This window comes from Micromonospora sp. II (genome assembly GCF_001709195.1).
GTDB lineage: Bacteria > Actinomycetota > Actinomycetes > Mycobacteriales > Micromonosporaceae > Micromonospora > Micromonospora chalcea.
In genome coordinates this window covers 1-24,861 of the sequence record NZ_LYXF01000008.1, presented here as the reverse complement: position 1 = coordinate 24,861, position 24,861 = coordinate 1, and the positions used below count along the sequence as shown (strand labels likewise).

Sequence of the window (24,861 nt, the reverse complement as noted above, 5' to 3'; positions counted from 1 at the left end):
TGCCCGCCGGCCGCCTCACAGCTGGCGCAGGATCACCGGATCCTTGATCTTCTTGTCGGCGGCCAGCAGCAACGCCTTGCTGATGATCTCGCCGAGCCGGCTGTCACCCTCGAACGGCAGGAACATCTCCGGCTCCTTCGCCTTCGCCGAGTCCGGGATGACGCACAGGTACCGCTCGTCCGGGGCGATCAGGATGTTGCCCGAGCCGCAGTGGATGCGGTACGTGTGCAGGTCGCCGCGTACCTCCAGGAACCTGTCGGTGAGCGTGCAGCGACCGGCGATCGCCAGCCGGGGGATCAGCTCCGCCAGCACGTCCCGGCGCGTCCGGCCGGTCGGGTTCAGCTCGCCGAAGCTGTTCTGCGCCCAGTAGTCGCGATACCGGCCCTCCGGCCCACCGTCGTACCAGTTCGGGTCGGCGCCCACCCCGGCCGCGGCCACGAACAGGTCGACGTCGCGCATCACCTCGCTCAGCACGACCGGCGGAACCTGCGCCAGCGGAACCGGCAGGCGCTCGCCCCGGATGAAGAACAGCTGGTCGGTTCCCATCGTGTCGAACACGAGGTCGTCGTCCCGGTGCTCGATCCCGGCGACACCCAGTTCGACGCGCAGCCCCCAGTCCGGGAGGGCAAGCCAGGGCAGGTTGTAGGACGCCCCGTCGTTGCGGTGCTGGACGTACGACCAGCCACGCCGGGACAGCAGCGCGTTGAGCCGGTGCTGACGCACGATGTGCGCGGCGAACCGGTTGGAGTACACGCCAGTGGCCCGCTCCGCGTCGGTGAGCAGATACTGCTCCCGGTGCGCCTGCTTGAACGGCTGGGTGATCGCGTGCCGGGTCAGGAACTCCCGCCACGGCCCCACCGCGTCGGGGTCGAGCACCGGATGCCACAACCGGACCGTCGCGTCGTCGGCCGGCTCGAACACGGTGTCGTCCACTGTGCGCAACACCTCACCGGCCCAGCAGCAGGCGACGCCGTCGACCGTCCAGACGAGCCGCCGGGCCAGCGTACGGGCCAGCGGATGGTCCAGGAGCCGTTCGCGCCACTGCTCGACGGTCCACGAACGGTCGCGCCGCAGCAGCCCTTCCAGCCGGTCGCGGGTGGCGACGAGCGTCGCGGCGACGTCGGCGACAGTCGCCTTCAGCTCCTTCACCTCGTCGCCGTGCTCCCTGCGCACCTGCGCCGGAGGCGTCCTGACCACCTTGCCGTCCGCGTTGCGCCACATCACTACGGCGTCGACACCGCGCACCTCCAGCTCGTACGAACAGTCGCCCAGCTTGTCCGCGAGCGGCAGCCCGAAGCCGGGCAGGGCCATCTCCTCGACGTCCTCCCGGCTGACACCGAGCGCCTCGGCGTGCCGGGTCAACCCCTTCTCCACCAGGCGCAGGGTGCTCTTGTAGGTCAGCCGCGAGGACAACCGCGCCAGCTGGGCGAGCGCGGCCGGGTGATCGGTGTCGACGAGCGCCGCGACCGCGGCGTTCGCCAGCTTCGGGCTCGCCGGGCCGTGGCCGGAGATCTTGCGGGCGGCCCGTTCCGCGATCTGGCCGAAGCTGCGCAGGGTCTCTTCGGACGGCGGGCACATCGTCCGCATCCAGAGCAGGCCCCACAGCAGCCTGACGTTGTAGCGGTCGATCATCCGTGGTGGCATGTCCTTGATGTGGCCGGCGCAGCACGTGGTCATGCGCAGTGGCAGGCTGCGGGACTGCCCGACGAGCGGGAGCCAGTCGTCGAGCCGGGCGGTGAACTCGTCGACGCCCACCGCGTCGAGCAGCGACCGGGCCTGCTTGCGCCAGGCGGCCGTCGGCTTCGCCTTGTCCGCCTCGACCGGGCAGTGCGCCAGCAGCGCCTCCCAGGCCGACCTACGGTCCGCCGGCATCGCCTCGATGTCCGCTACGACGCGGTCGGCCCACTGCTCACCGACGTTGGGGATCGGCCACATCCGGTCGGCCTCGTCGCTGATGTAGCTCAGCGAGCGCTCGATCCCGGTCCGACGCCAGGTCGCCAGCGCCGCCGGGTTCACCCGCCCGGCCGCGGCCTCCGCCTGGATGGCCTCCCAGGTGAACCGCGTGAGATGGGAGCTCCAGTAGTTGAATCCCAGCCAGGCCTGAGTACTCAGCCGGCCGAGCCAGGCCGAGCCGTCGAGGCCGCCGCCGGAACACACGGCACGGATCAGCGTGGCCCACCCGTCCTTGCCCGAGCCCGGCACGGCCAACGCGTCGAACACCACCTGCCGTACCGGCGCCGGTTGTGCGGCCAGGAGTTCCTTCGTGCGGCGCCACGCTTCGCCCCGGGCCCGGTCCCGCGGGTCCTCGTGCGCGTACGGCAGCGACGGCAGGCGGTCGATCAGTGTCGACGCAGCGGTGACACGGCGGTCGTGATCCGCGTCGTCACCGGCCAGGTCGGCCACGGCGGCGGCGACCGTCTGCGCCTGCCGGGTCGCCTCCGGTAGCAGCTCGACCAGCGGCGGAGCGAGATCGTACGGCCCGTGCGGATCGTTCAGTGCCGCGAGCAGCGACGGAACCGTCCCGGCCGGCGCCCAGCCGCACACGGTCACCACCAGGCTGATGGATTCCCGCTGACCAGGCTCGTTGAGGGTCTGGCCGCTCCGCTCGCACCACCTCTTGACGGTGGCGACCACATCGCGCAGGGCCGACTCGGGGTCGTACGTGTCCACTCAGCCACCCACCAGCGGGACGAGCTTGAGGAAGGTGACGCGCGATCCCGCGTGCAGGCGGACCTTCTCGTCCAGGTCGGTGACCTGGTGGTCGTCGACGAGCACCACGAAGGCGTTGCGGCCGAACGCGTCGAGTGTCATCCGCGTCCGCTCCTCGGGATCGGCGTCCGCGCCGGACTCGGCGATCTCGAGGGAAACCCGACGGCGGATCAACTCGGCGAGGGGCAGCGTCTCCTCGAAGACCTCAATGGTCCACGCGGGCCCGCCCGGAGCTCCGACCACCTCGTCGGTGACTGTGATCAATGGCATGGCGGAGAAGGTAACGCTTCCCTCCGACACCTCAGCATTTTGTGTGACCTGACCGCGTACCGGACAGTCTCCACGGTGTACGAGATCATTCCGTGAAGGCGAGGTTGTGAGCGTGTCCTATCCCGCGTACCCGAACAGGGCCGACATGTCGGCGGTGGTGGACGCGGCGCGCCGCGGCGACCGGGCGGCGACGGACGAGGTGGTCACGCACTCTCTGCCGCTGGTCTACAACATCGTGGGCCGGGCGCTGAACCGGTCGGCCGACGTCGACGACGTGGTGCAGAACACGATGCTGAGCGTCGTACGCGGCCTGCCGGGCGTCCGCGAGCCGCGGCTGTTCCGGTCGTGGCTGGTCGCCGTCACCATGAACGAGATCCGCACCCACACGCAGCGCCGGCCCACCACACCGGCGCCGCCGGAGGACATCGACAACGTGATCGACCCGCGCGCGGACTTCGAGGACCTGACCCTGACCCAGCTCCGCCTCGCCGACCAGCGCCGCGAGGTCGTGCTGGCCACGCGCTGGCTGGACGACGACCACCGCCACCTGCTGTCCCTGTGGTGGCTGGTCGAGGCCGGTCACCTCACCCGCGCCGACCTGGTCGACGCCCTGCGCCTGGAGCCACATCACGTGACCGTGCGGGTGTCCCGGATGAAGGCGCAACTGGACACCGCCCGGCTGGTGGTGCGAGCCCTCACCGCGCGGCCCGGCTGCGCCGGCCTGCGCGACACCGCGTCGGGCTGGAACGGTCAGCCGGCGCCGCTGTGGCGCAAGCGGTTCGCGCGGCATCTCCGGGACTGCGCGCACTGCCCGGACGCGACGAACGACCTGGTGCCCGCCGAACGACTGCTCGCCGGCCTGGCGCTCACGCCGCCCCCGGCCGCACTCGCCTCGGACGTCACGCAGAAGCTGCACGCCGTCGCCTCCGTGTCGCCCGTCGCCCCGGCCGGTACGCACGCCGTGGCGGCCGGAGCGAGGTCCGGGCTCTCGTTGTCCAAGACCCTGGTCGGCGTCGCCGCGGCCGTTGCCGTGCTCGGCGGGGGTGGTCTGATCCTTGCCAACTACCCGAGCGGATCGAAGCAGCAGCCGACGAGCGTGGCGGCCTCGCAGCCCGCGACCGCGACCACCGCTCCCGCGCTCACACCCTCCCCGACCGCCGCTTCCCCGACCGCCGCCCTCCCGAGCCCCACCCCGAGCCGGTCGGCGAAGCCCAGCAAGTCGCCAAAGCCGACCCCGTCGCCGGTCAAGTCCACCGCCACGTCCAACGGCTTGTCAGCAGCGGAACGGCGGCTGCTGGTGCTGCTCAACGAGCGGCGTCGCGCGCTCGGGCTGACCGAGGTCAAGCTGGGCGCGGCGCAACACCGGGAGGCGGAGTCCTGCGTACGGCGGAACCTGAACGCGAGCGGGTTGCAGCACTGCGGGCACGAGGTGCTGTTCGCCTCGTCGGGCAACTCCTCGCCGGAGCAGATGATCGAGGCGTGGTTCAACAGTCCGGGCCACAAGACGGCGTTGACGTACGCCAGCTCCCGCTTCGCCGGACCGGCGATCGTGTTCAACGGCAGCCGCCAGGTCGCCGCCATCAACATCGACTACTGAGGCGGTCGCTACGCTCCCCCGATGACGCACGAGAAGGAGATCGTCGAGCCGGTCGACCTGTGCCTTCCGGACGGGCGGCTCAACCCCGCCGCGGTCGGCTGGACCCGCCGGCCGCTGCACCGGGCGAACCTACGCGGTTGGGGTAGAACCAAGCGCTGGGAGTACTGGGGGATAGTGACGCCGACCCACATCGTCGGCCTCGTCGCGTCGTCGCTGGACTACGCCGGGGTGCACGGCGTCTACGTGCTCGACCGCGCCACGAAGGTCGAGACCGGCACGGACGCCGTGGTCCCCTTCGCCCGCGGCGTCGTCATGCCGCCGATCAGCGGCGTGGGCGCCGTGCACGCGCACGGAGGCGGCCTGTCGATCGACATCGACCAGACCACCGAGGGCAGCACGATCCGTGCCACCGCGCCGGGCATCCAGATCGACCTCGTGGTGCCGCTCCCGCCCGGCCACGAGTCGCTCGGCGTCGTGGTCCCGTGGAGCACGCGCCGGTTCCAGTACACGGTCAAGGACGTCGGGCGCCCGGTGCGCGGCTCACTGCGGGTGAACGGTACGACGCACGTCGTGGACGAGCGGGACTCGTTCGCCGTGCTCGACCACGGCCGGGGCAAGTGGCCGTACGCGATCACGTGGAACTGGGCGGCGGGCAGCGGATCGGACGTGTCGATCCAGCTCGGCGGCAAGTGGACCGACGGCACCGGCTCGACCGAGAACGCACTGTTCACCGGCGGCCGGCTGCACAAGCTCGGCGCCGAACTGCGCTGGAGCTACGACCGCCGCGACTGGCTGCGGCCGTGGCGGATCAGCGGTGATCGCGTCGAGGTGGAGTTCCACCCGTTCCACGAGAAGGTCTCCCGCACCAACCTCGGCGTCGTGGCCAGCGAGACCCACCAGTGCTTCGGGCACTTCTCCGGCTGGGCCCAGGCGGACGACGGCGAACGGGTGGCTCTGGACGGCCTGGTCGGCTGGGCGGAGGAAGCTCAGAACCGCTGGTGACGCAGCCGCTCGTTGACCTGACGGACCACGTCCTCGGGAAGCTTGACCACGCGCCGGTCGTACGTGAGCAGACCGTTCAGCTCGTCCTCCACGTCGGACAGCTGGGTGTAGACGGTCGCGCTCAGACCGGCCCGGATCGCGGGCACGATCTGCTCGGTGTGCAGCCGCGTGAACGCCTCCGCCAGGTCCTCGGCGCTCCGGTACCGCCGGTAACCGAAATCCTTGCGGCTGAAGGCGTGCCCGTCGACGCGCAGGTTGTAGCCGCCGTACTCGGACAGCACCAGCGCCCGGCGGTCGCCGCGTCGCCGCGGCACCCGGAAGCGGCGGAAGTAGACGTGCAGGCTGCGCAGGTCGCCGCCGCCCTGGTCGTGCCAGCCGCTGGCGTGGTCGACCGTACGGGTGCTGTCGAGTTCGGCGACCTCGCGGGCGATCCGGGCCGCGTCGAACTGCCCCCAGCCCTCGTTGAAGGGCACCCACACGGCGAGGCTCACCACGTTGCGCAGGTGCTCGACGGTGTCGCGCAGCTCGGCCCGGAACCGGTCCCGTCCACCGGCGTCGGCACGGCCGAACCAGCGCCGCCACCGGCCCCGGTCGGGCAGCCGCAGCGGCGTCACCGCCGGCGCGGTGACGACCAGCGGGTGGTAACTGCTGCCGCCGTTGACCATGTCCTGCCAGACCAGCATCCCCAGCCGGTCGCAGTGGTGATACCAGCGCAGCGGCTCGATCTTGATGTGCTTGCGCAGCATGGTGAACCCGAGCCGCTTCATGGTGGCGATGTCGGCGATCATCGCCTCGTCGGAGGGCGCCGTGTACATGCCGTCCGACCAGTAGCCCTGATCGAGGATGCCGGCGTGGAAGTACGGCCGCCCGTTGAGCAGCAGCCGGGGCACGCCGTCCCCGTCCGGTCCGACACCGAACGAACGCATGCCGAAGTAGCTGCGTACCCGGTCCGCGCCCAACTCGGCGGTCACGTCGTAGAGGAACGGATCCTCGGGGCTCCACTGCCGTACCTCGGGGATCGGGATGCGAACGGCCACGCCGACGGGTGCGGTGGCCTCGGCCACCGCGACCCCGTCGGCCAGGATCCGGATGCCGGCGTCGCCGGCATCCGCCGTCGCGTGCACCGTCACCTCGACGCACCGCTCGTCGAGGAGCGGGGTCAGGGTGAGGTGCCGCAGGTGTACGGCGGGCACGCTCTCGGCCCACACCGTCTGCCAGATCCCGGACTGGGCGGTGTACCAGATGCCGCCGCGGCGCAACCGCTGCTTGCCCCGGGAGTGGTGGCCGGTGTCGCTGTCGTCCTGGACCGCCACGACCAGGACGTTGGCGTCCTCGCGGAGCGCGTCGGTGATGTCGCAGGTGAACGGCAGATACCCGCCGGTATGGCCGCCGACAGCAACGCCGTTCAGGTAGACCTGGCAGGTCTGGTCGACCGCGCCGAAGTGCAGCAGCAGGCGCGAGCCGGCCGCGTGGAAGCCCACCGGGAGGGTCAGCGGTCGGCGGTACCAGAGCGTCTCGCCCGGCTGGAGCTGCCGCCCGACGCCGGAGAGCGTGGACTCCGGGGAGAACGGCACGAGGATTTCGCCGTCGTAGCGTTCCGGCTCGGTGGACGAACCGGTGATCGCGTACTCCCACCGGCCGTTGAGGTTGAGATAGCTGTCCCGGGCGAACTGCGGGCGGGGGTACTCGGGCAGGACACGCTCCGGGTCGAGCGTGGAGCCCCACGGGGTCAGCAGCGTCATGCCCGGGCCTCCCGCTCCCGCCGCCGCAGCGCCACGGCCGGCACCGCGATGAGGACCAGCACTGCGAGCGCCATGAGGAAGATGCCCGGCGTCGGAACCTGCTTCACCACGCCGAGATCTTCGTAGACCTCGCCGGCGCCGGTGATCACGGCGGCGCCGAGGTACGGGCCGACGAGCATCGGCACGAGGATGGCGAAGACCATCCGCAGCCCCTGGACATGGCCGGCCCGATCCGGTGGCGAGTAGTCGCGCACGATGGCGCCGATCGGGGCGAGGACGAGCATGAAGCCCGACATCATCACGATCCCGGCGGCGATCACGGGAACCATGCCGCGGGCGAAGAACATCAGCACCAGGCCGGCGCCGTACACCACTACTGCCGGCAGGAGGAAGCGCACCTTGCCGACGCGGTCGATGAGCCGCCCGCCGACCACGCTGACTGCCGACGCCGTGACGAGGACGACGGCCAGGACGATCGCGTACCCCTCGATCCGCAGGTACCGCTGCAGGTAGATGATCAGATACGGCAGGAACACCTGCGTGGAGATCCCCCAGATCGACCAGGCCGCCAGGGCGAGGTAGAGCCCCGGGTTGGCGCGGACGGCGGCCGGGCGCAAACCGTGGACGACGGCGCGCAGGTAGCCGCCCTCGTGCCGGACGAGTGACGGGCTGTCCTCGACCAGGAACCAGGCCAGCAGACCGGCCACGGCCATGATCGCGCCGATGACCACGAAGAACAGCCGCCAGTTCCCGGCGCGGGCCAGCCCGTCGAACCCGCCGAAGATCACCAGCATCGAGACCAGCGGCATGATGGCGAGCACCGACTCGACCCGGCCGCGGTTCGCCGGCTCGGTCACGTCGGTGACCCACGCCTGGAACGCCGCGTCGTTTGCGCCCGAGCCGAGGAAGGACATCAGGCAGTCGAGGGTGATGACCGCGATCGCCGTGACCAGCACGACGTTCGCGACGGGCGCGATGTCCTCCACGAAACCCACTGTCAAGAAGCCGAAGGCGGCGGTGGAGACGCCCCACAGCAGGTAGCCGCCCGCGATGAACGACCGGCGCCGCCCGGTCCGGTCGGAGAGGGCCCCGAGCAGCAGGGTGGCGACAGTGGCGGTCACGGCGCTGGCGGCGACCATCGTGGCGATCGCGTTCGGGTCGTCGGTGATCGTGTCGTACACGAACAGGTTCAGGTAGATGTTCTCGATGGTCCAGGCCATCTGCCCGACGAGCCCGAGCACGATCAGCGCGGTCCAGGTGCGGGGGCGCAGGCCGGCTGGACCGGCCGACGTGGCCGGGGTGAGCACGCTCCGGATGGCGGACACGACGGCCTCCTTCGACGGGTCAGAATATGATCCGTCCCGCCCGGCCGTCGATGGGTCCGGGGTCGGCCAGGCTGCAGCCGACAAGCGGCCACGACGAATAGGCCCCGGTTCGGGGTTACCGAACCGGGGCCTCTGCCATCTGTGCGCCGCCAGGGACTCGAACCCCGAACCCGCGGATTAAGAGGTTGATCAACGCCGTATTCACTATTCCCGCAGGTCGCCGATTGTCCAAGAAATGCCCATCAGTCCCGGCACGCTGGCCGCGGCGTCCCGCAGAGTGCTCACCTGCCCATGGCGCGTGAGCACCCGCCGAGCACCCAAATGCCATGGGTTCGCCCATGAGACGATTCTCAGGTCCTCCAAGATCAGGATCCGGACCCTCGCGGCATCATCGCTTCACGATGTCTCGTCCGTTTGTAATCGATTCTCTTTGAGCGTGTTTGAGAGGCGTTGATCAGGTCGAGGTGAAGGTGCGGCGGGCTTATCGGCGGGCTGGTTGGCCGCAGGTGATCCGGCGGGCCATGCCGGCGATGACGGTCCAGCGCACGATGGCTTCCGGAGACAGATGGCGTCCGGAGACGTCGGGGCGACCCAGCTGTCGGCGCCGACGGTGTCGGCATCCGTGACCGACTGGGAGTCGAATGATCCCGGCCGGCGGCTCCCAGTGGCGGCACTGCTGGACGCGGGCCTTGATCCGCAGCGTGCCCAGGAGTTCTCCGTCACGCCGCGGTTTTCCCAGCGGATGAAGTACCAGTACACCGTCTGCCACGGCGGTGGTCGGTAGGCGGGTACCGCCACGGGCAGCCCGAGCGAACCATGTACAGGCTCACGTTAACGATCTCCCGCCGCGGGTGCTTCGCGACGGCCGCCGGTGTTGGCTCCAGCAGCGGCTGGATCAGCGCCCGCTGGGCATCGGTCAAGTCCGACGGTTAGCCCACGGCGAGGCAATGGCACCGGCCATCCTGCCGCCCGCGACCGTCGATGCCAGGCCACCAAACCCTCCACAACAGACATTTTCGAACCCCCTCTCAGCAAGCTCACGATCCCTGAGCTGAGGCCGGCCGCCAAACGTCGGGTGGTTTCGGCATCATAGAGATGCAAGGTTTTCGCCGCCTGAAGGACCACGTGCGGCGACGGCATCGGCCGATGGGTGCGGACATGGCGAACGAGACAGACGTGTGGGTTTTCACCGCCGACGAAGCGAAGAGGGCCGCACAGGTTGTCGCCGACCACGACCCCGACGCTCCCCGAACCCAAATTCTCATGCCTCACGACGCCGCGGCCGCCGCCGCTAGCGTTCTCGAACTGCGAGCGCATCTCGAGCGCCTGCCGATGTTCGTCCAACGGGCGCTAGAGGGTGCTGCCAGCAGCGCTGGCCAACTCAGTGATGACCGGCTTCAAGGGCTCGCCGAGCTCATCCAGAATGCCGACGATCTCGGGGCCACTGACGCCTACTTCACCGTCGACGAAACCAACTCCAGGCTGCTGTTCGCCCACAACGGTGGAGGTCTCACCCTGCACGACGTGCTGGCTCTCGCTGTCCCCTGGCTAAGCCTGAAGATCTCCGATCCCGAGATGCTCGGACGCTTCGGCATCGGGTTGAAGACTCTGCACTCCCTTTCGGAAGTTCTCGAAGTTCATGAGGGCCATTTCCACCTCCGCCTCGAGTCACAGACCATCACCCCGCTCGATGGCGACGTCACCTGGCCGGGGGTTCACCCGTATCCCTGTAGCACGGCTTTTGCCGTTCCGTTCGGCTCCAACGCCGTAGTAACCGATGACGTCGCTTCGTGGCTCGATCAATGGGGCGAAGGCGGCCTCGTGTTCCTCCGCCACCTGACCTCCCTCACACTGCTGAACTACAGAGGCGAGGAGCTGCGCCGGCTCAGCCTTGACCGGTCCGCAGTCGAGGAGATCCACTACGACCGGGGTGCGGTGGCTCGACGCACGGTCACTGCATCGGACGGGCGCCAGTGGCTTGTCTACTCCCGACGTACAGCCGCACCGGTGGGCAAGAGACGCGCCCGCAAAGCTCAAGCCGCACTCACCCCGATCGCGGTGGCCTTTCCACAGTTCGATGGCGACATCGGCATTCTTCATGTGGGGCTACCTGTACGTCCGGTCGGACTGCCGTTTCGGATCTATGCACAATTCGACCCCCTCGCGAACCGCCGCGACATCAACCACACCGAGTGGAACCTTGAACTGATCCCGCTCGTCGCCCACCTGTGGTGCGACGCTGCCCTCGACCTGTTCGGTCGCAACCCTTCCACTGCTTGGGCAGCAGTCCCGCTTGTCGAAGAGTTCAGCAACGACGAGCGAACCACGGGCCAGCTTCGTGAAGTACTCGAAACGCACTTGATGACCGCTGCTCGCCTTGAGCTCGCTCAAAGACTTCGCCTGGACGGTGGACACGGCGAAGACCTGCCGTTGGCGAGCCTTGCCTACGAGGTGCCGGCACTCGAACTCATCCTCAAAGCCTCCGACGTGGAACAGTTGGCTGACACGGAAGGCGCCATCACCAAATCCGCGCGCTCCCATGATCAGCGATGGCGGGATGTACTTGCCGAGCTTAATAATCTTGGCGGGCCCACAGGTCCTCTCGTAGATGTCAGCGACGCCATCACACTGCTGCTCGACGCTGACCGGTCACCTGCGTTCATTGCTGACCTGACCGCGGTAACACTTGAGGCGGGCATGGGAAACAGGCTGTGGTCGATGCCGTGCCTCGTCCTCGACGACGGCACACGCACAGGACCCGATGACCTCGGATACCTGGAGGCACTCCTCCCCGAAGAGGTCGGCGATCTGTGGGACACCCTCAACATCGGGGTCCGGGCGCACCCTGAATACCGCGATGCAGACGGCTGGGAGGTGGTGTCGGATTGGCTTCAGAACAAAGCCATCTCCCTTAGCTCCGCGCCTAACTACGCCGCACTCCAGGCGCTCGCAGCCGCTGGCCAAGCGGGAACTGAACTCGCCGAGCCGCTGACTGACGACCAGGCTGCCGCTGTCCGCGGGGCTCTAGAGGCGGTGCACGAAGACGACCGGGCCCGGGTCGGACCAGGAATCGGCCGAGCCGTCCGCCTTGCCGCGACCAGTTACGACGAGCGAGGCAACCGAATCGACACCTACGCCCGGCCATGCGACGCCTACATCATCGAACGCGAAGCCAACACCTGGCACGCTGCTGCCGGCCAAACTCCCGGGCTCGTATGGCTACACCGCAGGTACGCAACCTCGTTACGGGCACCGTCCGGACGCGAGGGCCTGGGCGCTCAGCGACTGTTCCGCATACTCGGAGCCGAAACGGCGCCACGAATCATCGCTCACCCGAAGAACCAGAAGCGTTACCAGCAGTACTCGCCCGGAGTGAACCGTTACGTTGCCGGTTCTCCCGACCGGCGCACCAATCTTCTGGAACGGCACCACGCCACCTACACGGTCGGCGACCATGCCTCTCCCCACCTGGACGCTGTCCTGCACAACATCACAGCGGAGAAGGATCCAGCCCGCCGACGCAGAAGAGCCGCAGCAGTTCTCGCAAGCCTCGCCCGAGCGTGGGATCGCCTCGAGCCATTCGCCACCGCGATGGCAGCATCGGAGGATTACGGGTGGGTCGACCGCGGCCGAATCGAAGCGTGGTGGCTAAGCAGTGCCGCCTCGATCCCGTGGCTCACATCCGAAAAGGGCACCCCAGCAGCCCCTGGCGAACTTCGCATCAAGACCATCGCCACCAAGGCGCTGTACGGAGACGACCCCGAGCGGTATCTGGCAGCGCTGTACGCTACGTCCGCCAACCTGGATGTCCTCGTCGCACTCGGCGTTGGGCAAGACGCTGGCGTCCTCGAACTCATCGGGAAGCTTGAGGAAATCAGAGCAGAAACCCTTAACGATCCGGTGAGGGCTGCCGACCTGGCAGCTCCGTTGTACAAGGCACTGGCAGGGCAGATCACCGCGACCGGACCAAGGCAGAGCCTAGGAACACTCGGACGCAGCGAGGCCCAAGCCGCGTTCCGTCGAGATGACGGCCTCATCGCAACTAACATCGGTTGGCGTCGCCCGACCGTCGTGTTCGGCGGCCCCGCCATCTTCGGCGATCGGCATCCATTCGTCCCCTCGGTCACAGGCACCGAGGCGCTATGGAACTTCCTCGGCATCCGACCCCCTGGAGCCGAGGACGCAAAAACGATGCTGAGGCAGCTCGCGAAAAGGAAGTCGCTCACGACCGCGGAGCGGATGATGATGCTTGAGAGCCTCCGCATCCTCGCCGACGCAAGACCCAACCAGCTCGGCGTACTCCGCCGCATGCCTGTATGGATTGGTGATAAGTGGTTGGCTAAGCGGCCCGTGTACGCAGTCGTAAACCCGCTCATCGCCGAGTCGCTCCAAGGCAGACTGCCGATTTGGGCACCAGGTGGTGCGCTGGGTCAGCTTGACTCGCTCATCGAGCCCCTCAACCTCACTTGCCTCGACGCGACAGGCAGCCGAGTTCTCGATACCCACAAAGCCATCGAAGATCCAGATCTGACCCGACTGTACGGCCGCGCGGTCATGAACCTGCGCGCGGACCTGGCGTTAAGTGACCCCCGAGCCGAAGAAAGCCTAAGCGTCTCCTGGGATGATCTCGCGCAGTTCCAGGTGCGCGTCTTGGCCGACATCCGCGTGCGCCTTGCCGAACCAACAGGTGGGGCGCCGTTGACCCTTGAGGTCGACGCATGGCTGGACATGGACGCCGGAACACTGTACGTCACGGACGCGACAGCAGCCGGGCGCGCAAGCTCGGGTGCGTACGCGATAGCATCAGCGTTCACCGGAGACACACGGCGCATCTCCCACGACTGGGTGGTCGCATGGTCGGAAGCGCTCGCCGGACACGAGGCTGAAAAGATCGCAACCGCAGCCAGCGAGGATGCCGACCGCAAACGCGAACGAGATGACGCAGCTCTCGCAAAGCTTCGCGAATTCGCTGAACGCGCCAAGAAGAAGCGCGGTAGGAGCACCCGAACGGCTCCGACGAAGCAGCCTGCGAGCGGGTCAGGTAGCGGTGCCGAGTCGGGATCCGAGAAGAAGACACAGCCACCACGACTGTTGATAGACACCAGCAACCTCACGCTCCGCAACGGCGACGGCCAAATCATCGGTGGTTCGGCGTCGAGACCAGCAGGCGGAACCGGCGCCGGAAGCAAAACCCGGAAGACGGGCCGCCTAGCCGACCCCGACTTTAAGAGTCAGAAAAAGACAGGCAACAGCCGGGGCATCGTCAACTACACGGCAGAAGAACGCGAAGACGTAGGCATGGAGCTGGTCCGGCAGGTTCTCGGCGCCAACACGGATGAGATGGTCGATATAAGAAACCAGCACGGCGTCGGCGCGGACGCGATCGACGAGTTGCGCAACTTTTACGAACTCAAGGTCTACTCCGGCGCTTTGCCGGACGAAGTCCGGCTCCAAGACTCGCAGGTCCAGAGGGCATACGAGACGGAGAACTTCTTTTTGGTCGTGGTCTGCAACGTCGAGCGAGGCGGCAACCCACCAGAGGTGCGCATCATCACGGACCCCTTAGGCCGGCTGAACAGGAAGGTCGTCGGGCACGTGACACTATCCGGTGTCCAGTCGGCCAAGGCCCTGCAGTACATCTTCGATGAAAACGAAGTCGTGCATTCTCAGTCGGACGAGGAATGAACACCCTAACCTGGCGTCACTTGGACGCCTCATGCCCGGCGGATTAGCAGCTTGATCTTGAAAAAGTCGACGCGTCCCGGACCGTCCAGGGAGCTCATGCCCCCTCAAGGAGCGTCACCCGGAGCTGTACCTGTCGCTACCCTCGCGGCGCCCGTTCGAGCGTGCCCGTGGGCATGGCGATCCCGACCTCGGCGTGCAACCAGGTGGCCAGGAGGTCCAGACCACGTTGGTTGTCGTGCACCCACTTGGCGAGCGGCAGGACCCCGCTCCATGCGACGCCGGCACCGTCGACTCGATCGGGCTCACGACGCACCAGCCGGTCGTCATCGTCCCAGTCCACATGGCGCGGCAAGCGTTCGCCCTCGATGGTTTCCAACACGATGTACCGCAGCCCGAGAAGCCGGAGGAATTCGAGATCGGTCTCCCAGGCAACACCCCCATTGCGGGCGATGATCCACCCCATGGGGTCGCGGTAGGCGCACTCGAATGCGCTCGGCACATCGATGCCCAAGCCGTTCCAAGCGAGTAAGCACCGCAGGGTCCTGGCGGGCTTGCCAGCCGACCGGGCCACACATAGCCCCATCGGAACGAACTCAAGCCACCGCGAAGGCCAGCCGAACGCCACCGCCGCCGGCAGGTCGCACGGGTGCACACATGGCAAGTCAGTTCGACTGAGTCCTCGGCTGCGGYGAGTTCCCGGCACCAGGCGTTCACGATCCGCGCCCAGTCAGAGTTTCCGGTTAACGCCCGGTTGAGACGGTCGAGGAGGCGTTGCCACCATGCTGGGTGATCGGCCCGCGCTGTCCGGTGTACGTCGGCGTACACCCCGGTACGGCGGACGGCGCGAATGGTCCAGTCGGGTCGCCTGTCAGTTGCGCGAGGACATGCGGATGCCCCAGCTCGATCTGGAAGGAGTTGAACGATCGGCACAGCCATCCCTGTGCGCGGTGCTCCGGCTCGTACCCAGGTGGTGCGTCGGAGACGTCGAGTGCTTCTTCCTCCCGTCGTCATCGTCTGCGGTGCCGCACCCGTCCTCGTCGCCGCTGTCCACATCAGAAACGAGTGGCGGCATCCGACCAAGCACGAGATAGATGCCTGGGTCGTACGTCGAGTGGGTGACCTCGAAGCCGACCATGTGGCGTACGCCGGCCGCCTGCAACTCACGTAAGGCCCAGCGCCAGATCGCGTCGAGGTTGCCGGTAGGCGTCTGTACCAGCAGCTGAATTGGGGTCAGCTCCTGAACAGTGGCCTCCGCCAGCGGCTGCCACGCGGCCAGCACCGATCGGGGTCACTCCGTCAGTGTCCAGCGTCAACCGGTACCCACGTAGATCCATGGACCACTCCCGGGCCGCCTGGCTGAACGCGGCATGCAGCCCGCGCCATTCCACCGCCGCGAGCACCACGCGGACGTCAGCGGGGCCGATCCCCTTCTCCCGACGGAACAGCTCCACATACTTGTGCAGCTCGTGCAGCGCCACCTCAGCGGCGGCTTCCGTACGCTTCAACTCGATGATCACGAAGCTGCCTGTGCTGTCCCGTGCGAGGATGTCGATCCGTCCGCCAGCGCCCACCCGGCTCGGCAGCCGATACTCGGTGGCAACGCACCTTAGTCCCGGCTCGATCAGGGTGAGCCGGGACGCCAGAGCGTCCCGGATGGCATTCTCATGGACCCTTCCGCTCATCTCACCGCCTCTAATCGTCCATGCTTTGACCGCGTCTCGCGAGAATGAGGGTCAGTTGGCGACGGTTAAATTGTTGGGCCGCTGGCCTACCTGGGACGCCCGACGGTCGAGCGTAATGACGTGAACCGGCTGGAGCCAGTACTCAGCGGCGTCACCCGTCGAGCACCCGATATCGCCTTCGCGCGTCCGCACCTCACCAGGTCTCCTCGGCTAGAGGAGCATCGTTTAGCTGGTCGCGAAGACTCCGCCAGTTGGGCATGAACCGGTCCATGAGCTTGGTGAAGCGCAGGCCGTGGTTGCGTTCAAGGTGATGCGTCATTTCATGGACGACGATGTATTCCAAGCAGTCTGGGTGCTTCTTGGCAAGCTCGACGTTGAACCAAATGTGCCCGCTCTCCCGGTTGCATGACCCCCACTTGGTCTTCATGCGCCTGATTGTCCATCGCGGCACCGACACTTCCAGGATCGGTTGCCACTTGGYAATGAGGTCTGGAATCGCTTGTCGTAGCTGCTCCCGATACCACCGATCGAGCAACTCACGTCGTCGTTCAATTGCGGTGCCTTCCGGGACGTACAGCAGCAGCCGTTCGCCGTCTACCTCGAAGTGCGCCCGCCCCGGGCGCTCTATGACCTTCATTCGGCGGCGAACGCCCCAAACATAGTGGGACTCGCCAGTGACCATCTCTCGCTCGGACTGGCGCGCGGCCGAGCGCAGCTGCTCACGCCGGTGTTTGATCCACGGCAACCGCTGAATCACGGCCAATCGAACGTGGTCGTCGTCAAGCCTGTGTGGAGCTGCGACCCGGACCCGCCCGAGTGGTGGATAGACCCCGACGTGCAGGTTCTTGATGTCCTTGTAAATGACATCGACGTCGATGCCAAGGACCGTCAGGTGGGAGCTAGCGATACTCATGGCGTGCCCGTACCAGCTCAAACAGTTCATCAAGCCGGTCGAAGTCATCCGGCAGGGCTCGAACGATTGCGCGCTTGACCTTCTTTTCCTTGATCGGGTTGCCCACCCACGAGTCCGGCTTGGTGTGCCGAATCGTCGTGTCGATCTCGACAGCAATCTCGGTTGACGGCCAGAAGAAGTCGATCAGGGCTCGGCGGGCACCGTTGTTGGCCCACTCCGGGTACTCGGTGTCGGATTCGCCCTTGCCGAGCTTGGTCGCGTGCTCCAGGAGCTTCGCGAGGTAGTCCTTATAGCTCAGTGCTCCCTGGCGCCGCTCTTCGAGGATGGCGTCGAGCAGTTCGGACATCTTGTCGTAGTACTTGGGGTTCATTGCGCGCTCATCGATAATCACCTTGCGCATGTTGTTGGTGATCGTCTCCGCTACCGCTTCAGGGTCCTTCTTGATTCCTGCGGGAAGCCTGTCGAGCGCACCGGCACCCATCTGCACAATCAGCTGAATAAGCCCGGCGTCCTGGAAGTCGGACACCACCTCGGAGGGTATTGCGTTGATGTAGGTGTCAAGCAGGTGGCGCATGCCAGCCTCGTACTGCTTGAAGTCGACGTTCTCGCCGGCGCCCAGCTTGACCTCGTCGCGCACGTTGGCATAGTGGGTGATCTCGTCCTTGATCGCTGCGGCTTCGGCATCGCTGTAGCCAGCGGCGTTCATCTCGTTGGCGAGGTTGCCGTACGCGCGAGTCACGGCGGCCACAGCCTTATATAGCGCCACACGCTTGGGCTCGTTGGCCTTAAGCTGCTCGGCGTTGCCCTGCTCGCGGGCACAGAAGTACTGCTGATACTGCAAGGTGTTCTTCGGCGGCTCGACCAGCTCACACAGCGCCCGGATCTTCTCCAGAGCTTCGTCGAGGTCTTCGCGGGCCTTCTCGATCCGGTCGGACAGCAGGCCCTCGATGTCCGTCTTCTCGTAACCTTCCAGAGCGCTACCCGTGTAGTCGGTAATCGCGGACTCAAGCGAGTTGAACAGGTCCCGATAATCGACGATGTAGCCGTAGTCCTTGTCATCGCCGTCGAGGCGGTTGACTCGGCAGATGGCTTGGAACAGCCCGTGGTCCTGCATCTTTTTGTCGATGTACAGGTAGGTGGTGCTCGGGGCGTCGAAGCCGGTCAGGAGCTTGTCTACGACAATGAGCAACCGCATCTGACCGGGATGATTGATAAAGCGGTCCTTGACGTCCTTCTCGAACTGCTCGACCTTGGCCATCGCCTTGTCGGCAGGCTCGTTGAAGTGGTCGGCGAGCATCTGCCGGTAGATCTCGTACTGGCGCAGTCGCTCGGTAGCGCCATGTCCGGAGTCTTCCTTGGCGATGTCCCCCGCCTGCGGCGCGTACGACGTGACGATGGCGCACTTGCCCCTGAACCCGGCCTGCGTGAACAGCTCGTAAAACTTGCACGCCTGATAGATGCTGGAACTGACCAGGATCGCGTTACCACGGCCATCCGACAGGCGCGGCTTGATCTCCATATCGAGCAGGATGTCGTTGACGATCTGCCGGGCACGCGGCTCCGAGCTGACAACCTTCTGTATGGTGCCCCAGCGCTTCTTGAGCTCAGCCCGGGATAGGTCCGTCATGCCCTTTGTCTTGGCTTCGAACCACTTGTCAACCTTCTCGGGTGAGGTCAACTCTTGGTCGATGTTGCGCGCCTCGTAGCGCAGGTCGAGCACAACACCGTCGGCCACACCCTCATCGAACTTGTAGGTGTGGATGAAGCTGCCGAACTTTTCGATCGTGGTGGCCTTGTCGGCCTTGAGCAGCGGCGTGCCGGTGAAGCCGATGAACATGGCACCCGGCATGAGCGCCTTCATGGCGTCGTGCATCTTGCCCGACTGGCTGCGGTGAGCCTCGTCGACGAAGACGAAGAGGTTGCCCTTGGCGCGGAAGTCCTTGGGGACGGTCGCATTCAGCTCGCGGATGAACCCGCTCTCGGCCTGGTCGCGGGCCGACTCGTCCTCCGAGCCGCGGAACTTGTGGACCAGCGAGCAGACGAGCCACTCCTCGCTCGTGTTAAGGGTGGTCAGCAGGTCGGCGCCGCTCTTGGTTCGATAGATCGACTCGTTGACACCACGGAAGACCTTCTCGATCTGCTCGTCCAGCTCGGTGCGGTCGGTGATGAGTAGCACGCGGCCATCCGGCTGGTTCTCGCGAATCCATTTGGCCAGCCACACCATGGTCAGCGACTTGCCGGACCCCTGCGTGTGCCAGATGATGCCACCCTCGCGCTTGGCGATGCGCTCCTGCGCCGCCTTGACGCCGAAATACTGGTTGTGCCGGCAGGTCTTCTTCTGGCCCGCGTCGAACACCACGAAGTCGTGGACCAGCTCAAGCAGACGCTCTTTCGAGCAGAGCTGGGTCAGGGAGCGATCGAGCGGGTCGGCGATGTCAGACGGCTCACGCCACGCCAGCCAGTACTTCTCCGGCGTGTCGATGACGCTGTAGCGCAGCCCTTCCACGTCGTTGCCAGCCATCACGAGCTGCACCGTCGTGAAGAACGACCGGATGAACTCGGGTCGCTGGTTCCCGTAGCTTTGCCGGATGCCCTCGGAAACCGCGACCTTCGAGCGCTTCAGCTCAAGCGTCCCGAAGGCGATGCCGTTGACATACAGCACGATGTCAGGGCGCTTGGTGTGCTGCCCGAACACCGTCACTTCCTCGGCCAGGGCGAAGTGGTTGGCCTCCGGGCGTGCCCAGTCGATGAGCCACACCGTCTCCGTCTGCTCGCCCACACCGGGCTTGACCTTCACCCCATAGCGCAGCAGGCCATAGACGTCACGGTTCGCTTCGTACAGGTCACGGCCACCACCGAGCGAGGCGTCGCTCTTCAGTTTGTCGACCGCCTTGTTGATGAGGTTGTCGCTGTAGCCGCGAGCACGGAGGTATTGCGCAAGCAGTTCGACCTCGACGTTCGAGTTCCCGTCGCGGTACTCCCAGTTGCCGAGGTACTCGTAAGCCAACGAATCCCGAAACAACTCAATGACGCGGTCTTGAGCCTTGCGTTCAGGCTGCCCGACGTTACTCATGACGCAGCCTCCACTGGCAAACGAGTAGAGCCAGTCAGGAGCTCCTGCATCATTCCAGCCTTTATCGCACGAGCCTTAGCGATGCGAACCTCCAGTGCGTTGACCTCTGCGCCTGCGTCATCGATGACCGACGCAATCGCACGCTGCTCGGCGTCGTCGGGAACTTCGACCTCGATCTTGCTGTACTCCGCGATCCATCGTCGCTTGTGGTCGACTACTGGGTAGTCGATCAACTGCATCCGTTCATACATGTAGTGAAGATTCACACCCGAGCGAGCGCTCAAGATCTTCATTGCCGAAGACTTCGCCTTGAACGGAAAGGTGACGAACTTTGATGCCGTAGTAAAGTCATCGAAGATGATTACCGGCACCGAGTAGTAGATGCCGTGCCTCTCCGTTGTGCGGCCAAGGACGAAGGTCTTACCGGCAGTCAGAACTGGCGTACCGACATCACCGTACTCGGTGCTCGACACCAAATAACGGCCAGGCTGCTCGTACGCCAGTAGATCACCAAGTCGCCTCAGCTCCCAACGTTCCGTGAAACCAGGGAGGCGGGTCGTGCCGGTCAGGAGCTGCTGCATCACGCCATGCTTGATTGCCTGCTTCTTGGCAATCATCCGCTCCAGCGCGGCAATCAAGTCGTCTACGTCATCTAGCGCGCGACCGATCGCCCTCTGCTCACGCGAGGGTGGGACGGTCAGCCGGTACTCGGACAGCTCTGCACGGTTAATCTTCGGGATCCCGCTCCTCGCAGACACACTCGTTGCGAAGTTCGTGAAGTCGCTACCAAGAATCGTGTGCAGAACAAAGGAGGCGTCGACGCCTGGCCGCGGGGTGAACGGATACATGTCTGCGCTGCAGAGTGCGTCGAAGTCGCACTTGTATGCCTTCTGCAGGTATGGGCGAATCTTGCTGTAGATGACGTCTCCGGGCTTCACAAGGTACTTGCCGCTGATGGCACCTTGCGCCGCCGCCGACTCCTTCTTCAGCAAGCGTCCCGTCTGAGAAGCCAAGTGGTCCGGTGCGATAAGCGGAAGGTTCCGATACGCAGGTGCCCGGGGATCGACTTGGCCGCTCTTGATCGTCACCAAGTCGAGCAACGCCATCTCGTTCCACGTTGACAAGATGGTCGACGAGGTCATGACTCGACCCCCATGTCTGCCAGGTGAGTGGCGACCTTCGCTTCGAGCCTCTCTAGTTTGGCATCGAGCGTACTAACGGTCAGGGCGTACCGTTCACCAAGTACCTGGATCCGCGCAACCAGGGCAAGCGTCAGCGAGCTGCCCACGCGGGCAATACGATCCGCGACCGTGGCGTGCCACTTGTCGTCGAGCACAAGCTGCTTGATCTCGGGCAGCGTGAGGTCGCCGTACTTCTTGAGGGTCGCCAGATCGAGCGCGGCCTGGGCCTCCTTGGTAGCCTTTTTGGCGATGGCTTCATCGTTGTACAGCTTGATTAGGTGTTGGAGAGCCTTGATCTCTTCTGAGTCAGCTCCTTCGTGCCGGGCTACCTTGAGCCGCGTCGAAGCGAGCACCTTTGAGATCTTGCCGTCGTCCATCGCCTCGGCGAGCAAGCCGTCTTCGACAGCGTGCTCCTCGACGTACTCCTCGACGGCGCGGCCGGCTTCCTCGGCCGCCGCGTTCAGCGTGTCGACCTCGGCCTGCTCGTTTGCAAAGTAGCAGGCGACGACGAGCGCAGGCGGGATGAGGTCCATCTTGTACTTCGTGGCACTACGCCCTGAGCCAACGACTAGGTCCGGGGTTTCGGAAAGCTTGCGCTCCTTGTCCTCGATGGTCTTGCGAGGTTTTGCCGCGTCGAGCCACCCATCGTTCATGATGAGGAAGACATCGTCGTGCATGACGCCGTGCCAGTACGTCATAAGCTGCTCGTAGACGTCGTACTCGTCGAGCAGTGGGGTGTCCTTGAACCGGGCCAGTAGATCGTCGCTGATGTGGGCGATCAGGTCCTTCGGAACGGTGTTGGCGTCGATCGCTTGCAGGATGGGCCGGTGGGCTGCGAACCAGTCGTCAACCTGGCCACGCACATCGGTAGCGAACTTCTGGAACTCGTCGGAGTCCAGGATGGTCTGCTGCACCTCGGTTACGCCGACCGCAAGGTCGCTGTAGCCGGGGCGGTTTGGCTCGAAGAGCATGGCGCGAAGGCTCGGGAACGCCTCCCAGTACCCGCTCAGCGCGTCCAGGTCGCGGTCCGGGATGCCGCCGTGCAGGTGGGCGTGGAGGTCCTGGATGTCCTCCGGTTCGGAGGAATCGATGTAGCGCGGGATGTTGAGGTTGTAGTCGTTCTTCGGATCGGCGATCTCGTGGAGCGGAATCATGCGCGAGTAGCGCTCGATCTCAATCTGCCGATTGAAGACATCGACGATCTTGTGTATATCTTGGCTTCGGAGGCGGTTCTTGTTGCCGTCCTTGATGAATCCCTTGGATGCATCGATCATGAAGACGCCGGTCCGCGCCTGGGCATCCTCCTTGTCGAGGACGACTATGCAAGCCGGGATGCCGGTGCCGTAGAAGAGGTTGGCGGGCAGGCCGATGACGGCCTTAATGTAGCCACGGCGCAACAGTTCCTTACGAATGCCGGCCTCAGCGTTACTACGGAAGAGCACACCGTGCGGCAGGATGACTGCGGCCTTGCCGTTGCTCTTGAGGGACTTGAGGATGTGGAGCAGGAAGGCGTAGTCGCCGTTCTTCTCCGGCGGCCGGCCGAGCTCGAAGCGGCCGTACTCATTCTCTAGGCCGTTGCTCCACGACTTGATCGAGAACGGCGGATTGGCGACGGCGAAGTCGAATGTCCGCAGCTGTACGCCCGTGATCAACTGCGGGTTGGTGATCGTGTCGCCCTTGCGGATGTCGGCGTCTTCGTTGCCATGGAGGATCATGTTCATCTTGGCTAGCGCCCAGGTCGCGTTGTCCTTCTCCTGGCCGTAGATCGTGATGCCCCGTGGCGCCTCGTCAGCCACCTTGAGGAGCAACGAGCCCGACCCGCACGTGGGGTCGTAGACCGTGTGGTCCTGCCGGGTGTCCGGTCCGATGCCGACGACCTTGGCGAGGACGCGCGAGACCTCGGCCGGGGTGTAGAACTGCCCCTTCGACTTGCCCGACTCCGTGGCGAAGTGCCGCATCAGGTACTCGTAGGCGTCGCCGAGCAGGTCATCGCCCTCGGCGCGGCTCCCTCGGAAGTCCAGGTCAGCGAAGATCGTTACCAGCTTGGAGAGCCGGTCCTGCATCTCCTTGCCCTTGCCGAGCTTCTCCTCGTCGTTGAAGTCGGCCAGGTCGATGACCTTCTCGAGCCCGTTGGCCTCGGCGAGCCTGCCGATAATCTTGTTGATCTTGTCGCCGATCTCCTTGTCGCCCTTGAGGGCGACCATGTCATCGAACGACCCTCCTGCGGGGACCTCGATCAGCGAACTTCGGTCAGACTTGGCCTTGTCCGTTACGTACTTCACGAACAGCAGCGTGAGGATGTAGTCCTTGTACTGGCTGGCGTCCATGCCGCCGCGGAGCTCGTCGCAGCTTCGCCAGAGTGAGCTATACAGGTCCGACTTTTTGAGAGCCAACGTCACGTCACCCCCTTGTCCACGTCGAGAGCAGAGCCTGCCCGGGAGCCGCGATGGGGCAAAAGTGCGACTTGTCCATGCCGAGGCGTCCATCCTTCACATGCCGCTGAGCGACAGATTCATCACAGTGAGCAACGCCCAAACTGCGTTCCCCAACGATAGCGTCGGGCACTGACGAGGGCTCACCCCGATGCCGGCCAGTCTGGCCCTGTTCCTTTGGCTTGGAGTGCGGCCAGCGGGCGGCACTGCCGGCTGACGCAACATTACTGGCGATGTGTGAGCAGCCCCTCGGACTACGCCGGCTTGGTCGTGCCACGACGCCGAGGGACGACGGCGACGGTGGATTCGGCGTCGGCGTGGGATAGCTCGGGAGGACATCGCCAGCCGCAGATGCCCCGGACGTAGTTCCGTCTGGGAGCAACTGGCGAACTGCAGGGATTCCGTAGGACGTGCGGATTATAGGGCTACGAGGAACGGCCGCTGACCGGCGGGGCTCGGTCGTGTCGACGCGCGTCTACCTGGGCGCGCTCGGCTGCGCCTCTTGGGCCTCGTTGATCTCGCGATATACCAGCTTGTCGAGGGCGCTCCGGAAGCCGGGGAAGTCAGGGATCGGTTCGGTGGGCTCGTCGTCAAGGGTGAAGTCTCGGCGTACGCCGCGGATCTGGCTTTTCAGATCCTCGGCGTCGACGGAGCTGTCGAGCCCGGTCTCGATATCGTCGAGCAGCAGGAGGGCGGCCTCGCGGCTGGCCCAGGTGGGGTGATCAAGCAGGAAGGAGCGCTTGACCCGCTTGATCTTCGCGCTGGTCTTCTCTGTGGCGGCCTCCCGCGGTGCGCGCCGCTGGAGCTGTCGAAGTTCTCGGAAGAGGACACGAAAGTTGGCGTCCATACTCTCTGCCGCCTGGGTGAGGTCGCTCTCGTAGCGGACGACGTCGAGCATGCTTCGGGCGAAGCCGACCTTGTCGAGGTGGAAACCGTCGACCAGCCTTGCTGCCGCGCCTTCGAGCGCGTCTTGGGTGCCTGCGCAGTCACCGAGCCCTTTTCATGCTGCGTAGGGTTGGCTTCGACGTGGTGCAGAACGAGGATGGCCTGGACGATCGGGGTCGCTCGTCGTGGGCAGCAGCGCAGCTTGTTCAGGATCTTCCAGGTTTTGAGGGTGGCGATCGCGCGTTCGCCGCGGGCGCGGATTTTCGCGTGGGCGCGGTTCACGGCCTTCTGCCGGCGTGACAGCTTCGGGCGGAAGCGGCGCCGTTTGAACGGTGTGTGCACGCTGCCACGGGCTCCTTGGTAGC

At 65.7% G+C, this 24,861-nt stretch carries 16 protein-coding genes and 1 pseudogene; 4 read left to right on the top strand and 13 right to left on the bottom strand.

What is annotated here, in order from left to right; translation table 11 throughout:
- Nucleotides 1–15: 15 nt before the first annotated feature.
- Both A8711_RS04985 and A8711_RS04980 read right to left on the bottom strand, forming a co-directional pair.
- Nucleotides 16–2,670 carry a DUF4132 domain-containing protein gene (locus tag A8711_RS04985; RefSeq protein WP_069087599.1) on the bottom strand — a complete coding sequence of 885 codons (2,655 nt, stop codon included), beginning with the start codon at nucleotides 2,668–2,670 and terminating at the stop codon, nucleotides 16–18.
- On the bottom strand, nucleotides 2,671–2,979 hold the full coding sequence (locus A8711_RS04980; protein ID WP_051611207.1) for a hypothetical protein: 309 nt from the start codon (nucleotides 2,977–2,979) through the stop codon (nucleotides 2,671–2,673).
- Nucleotides 2,980–3,091: 112 nt separating this feature from the next.
- Here A8711_RS04980 and A8711_RS04975 point away from each other — a divergent pair, with 112 nt between their 5' ends.
- Both A8711_RS04975 and A8711_RS04970 read left to right on the top strand, forming a co-directional pair.
- The gene (locus A8711_RS04975) at nucleotides 3,092–4,576 is read left to right on the top strand and encodes a sigma-70 family RNA polymerase sigma factor (RefSeq protein ID WP_255365595.1); all 1,485 of its coding nucleotides are present in this window, start codon (nucleotides 3,092–3,094) and stop codon (nucleotides 4,574–4,576) included.
- A 21-nt stretch (nucleotides 4,577–4,597) separates the two neighbouring features.
- Complete coding sequence (locus A8711_RS04970; RefSeq protein WP_069087597.1) at nucleotides 4,598–5,578, top strand: DUF2804 domain-containing protein; 981 nt, start codon at nucleotides 4,598–4,600, stop codon at nucleotides 5,576–5,578.
- On the opposite strand, the gene A8711_RS04965 is transcribed toward A8711_RS04970, so the two are convergent.
- Together A8711_RS04965 and A8711_RS04960 are read right to left on the bottom strand one after the other, a co-directional pair.
- Complete coding sequence (locus tag A8711_RS04965; RefSeq protein WP_064446958.1) at nucleotides 5,563–7,320, bottom strand: glycoside hydrolase family 2 protein; 1,758 nt, start codon at nucleotides 7,318–7,320, stop codon at nucleotides 5,563–5,565. The two genes, A8711_RS04970 and A8711_RS04965, sit on opposite strands and share 16 nt — an antisense overlap.
- Nucleotides 7,317–8,645: an MFS transporter gene (locus tag A8711_RS04960; protein WP_069087596.1), complete on the bottom strand. Its 1,329-nt coding sequence runs from the start codon at nucleotides 8,643–8,645 to the stop codon at nucleotides 7,317–7,319. The genes A8711_RS04965 and A8711_RS04960 overlap by 4 nt, the downstream gene beginning before the upstream one ends.
- 622 nt (nucleotides 8,646–9,267) lie before the next feature.
- Here A8711_RS04960 and A8711_RS33105 point away from each other — a divergent pair.
- Nucleotides 9,268–9,429: a hypothetical protein gene (locus A8711_RS33105; protein WP_176722753.1), complete on the top strand. Its 162-nt coding sequence runs from the start codon at nucleotides 9,268–9,270 to the stop codon at nucleotides 9,427–9,429.
- Here A8711_RS33105 and A8711_RS31330 read toward each other — a convergent pair.
- Entirely contained in the window at nucleotides 9,365–9,565 is a 201-nt protein-coding gene (locus A8711_RS31330; protein ID WP_083296930.1) for a transposase, read from the bottom strand. The two genes, A8711_RS33105 and A8711_RS31330, sit on opposite strands and share 65 nt — an antisense overlap.
- A gap of 238 nt (nucleotides 9,566–9,803) precedes the next feature.
- On the opposite strand from A8711_RS31330, the gene A8711_RS04950 reads away from it, so the two are divergent.
- The gene (locus tag A8711_RS04950) at nucleotides 9,804–14,330 is read left to right on the top strand and encodes a sacsin N-terminal ATP-binding-like domain-containing protein (protein WP_124778990.1); all 4,527 of its coding nucleotides are present in this window, start codon (nucleotides 9,804–9,806) and stop codon (nucleotides 14,328–14,330) included.
- Nucleotides 14,331–14,466: 136 nt separating this feature from the next.
- Here the strand turns inward: A8711_RS04950 and A8711_RS04945 are convergent, their stop codons facing one another.
- The 8 genes and pseudogenes from A8711_RS04945 to A8711_RS31320 all read right to left on the bottom strand — a co-directional run.
- Nucleotides 14,467–14,841: a hypothetical protein gene (locus tag A8711_RS04945; RefSeq protein ID WP_124778989.1), complete on the bottom strand. Its 375-nt coding sequence runs from the start codon at nucleotides 14,839–14,841 to the stop codon at nucleotides 14,467–14,469.
- A 649-nt stretch (nucleotides 14,842–15,490) separates the two neighbouring features.
- A complete protein-coding gene (locus A8711_RS31325) occupies nucleotides 15,491–16,012 on the bottom strand; it encodes an endonuclease NucS domain-containing protein (protein ID WP_083296929.1) in 522 nt (173 codons plus the stop codon).
- Nucleotides 16,013–16,205: 193 nt separating this feature from the next.
- On the bottom strand, nucleotides 16,206–16,925 hold the full coding sequence (locus A8711_RS04935; protein WP_069087591.1) for a M48 family metallopeptidase: 720 nt from the start codon (nucleotides 16,923–16,925) through the stop codon (nucleotides 16,206–16,208).
- Nucleotides 16,912–19,998 (bottom strand): type I restriction endonuclease subunit R, encoded by a 3,087-nt coding sequence (locus tag A8711_RS04930; protein WP_069087590.1) that lies wholly within the window; start codon nucleotides 19,996–19,998, stop codon nucleotides 16,912–16,914. The genes A8711_RS04935 and A8711_RS04930 overlap by 14 nt, the downstream gene beginning before the upstream one ends.
- Nucleotides 19,995–21,140, bottom strand: coding sequence for a restriction endonuclease subunit S (locus A8711_RS04925; protein WP_083296922.1), 1,146 nt, complete (start codon nucleotides 21,138–21,140; stop codon nucleotides 19,995–19,997). The genes A8711_RS04930 and A8711_RS04925 overlap by 4 nt, the downstream gene beginning before the upstream one ends.
- Entirely contained in the window at nucleotides 21,137–23,551 is a 2,415-nt protein-coding gene (locus A8711_RS04920) for a type I restriction-modification system subunit M (RefSeq protein WP_255365593.1), read from the bottom strand. The genes A8711_RS04925 and A8711_RS04920 overlap by 4 nt, the downstream gene beginning before the upstream one ends.
- 535 nt (nucleotides 23,552–24,086) lie before the next feature.
- Entirely contained in the window at nucleotides 24,087–24,509 is a 423-nt protein-coding gene (locus tag A8711_RS32365) for a hypothetical protein (RefSeq protein WP_069087491.1), read from the bottom strand.
- Nucleotides 24,510–24,628: 119 nt separating this feature from the next.
- Nucleotides 24,629–24,861, bottom strand: a pseudogene (locus A8711_RS31320) (transposase family protein); the annotation flags it as partial.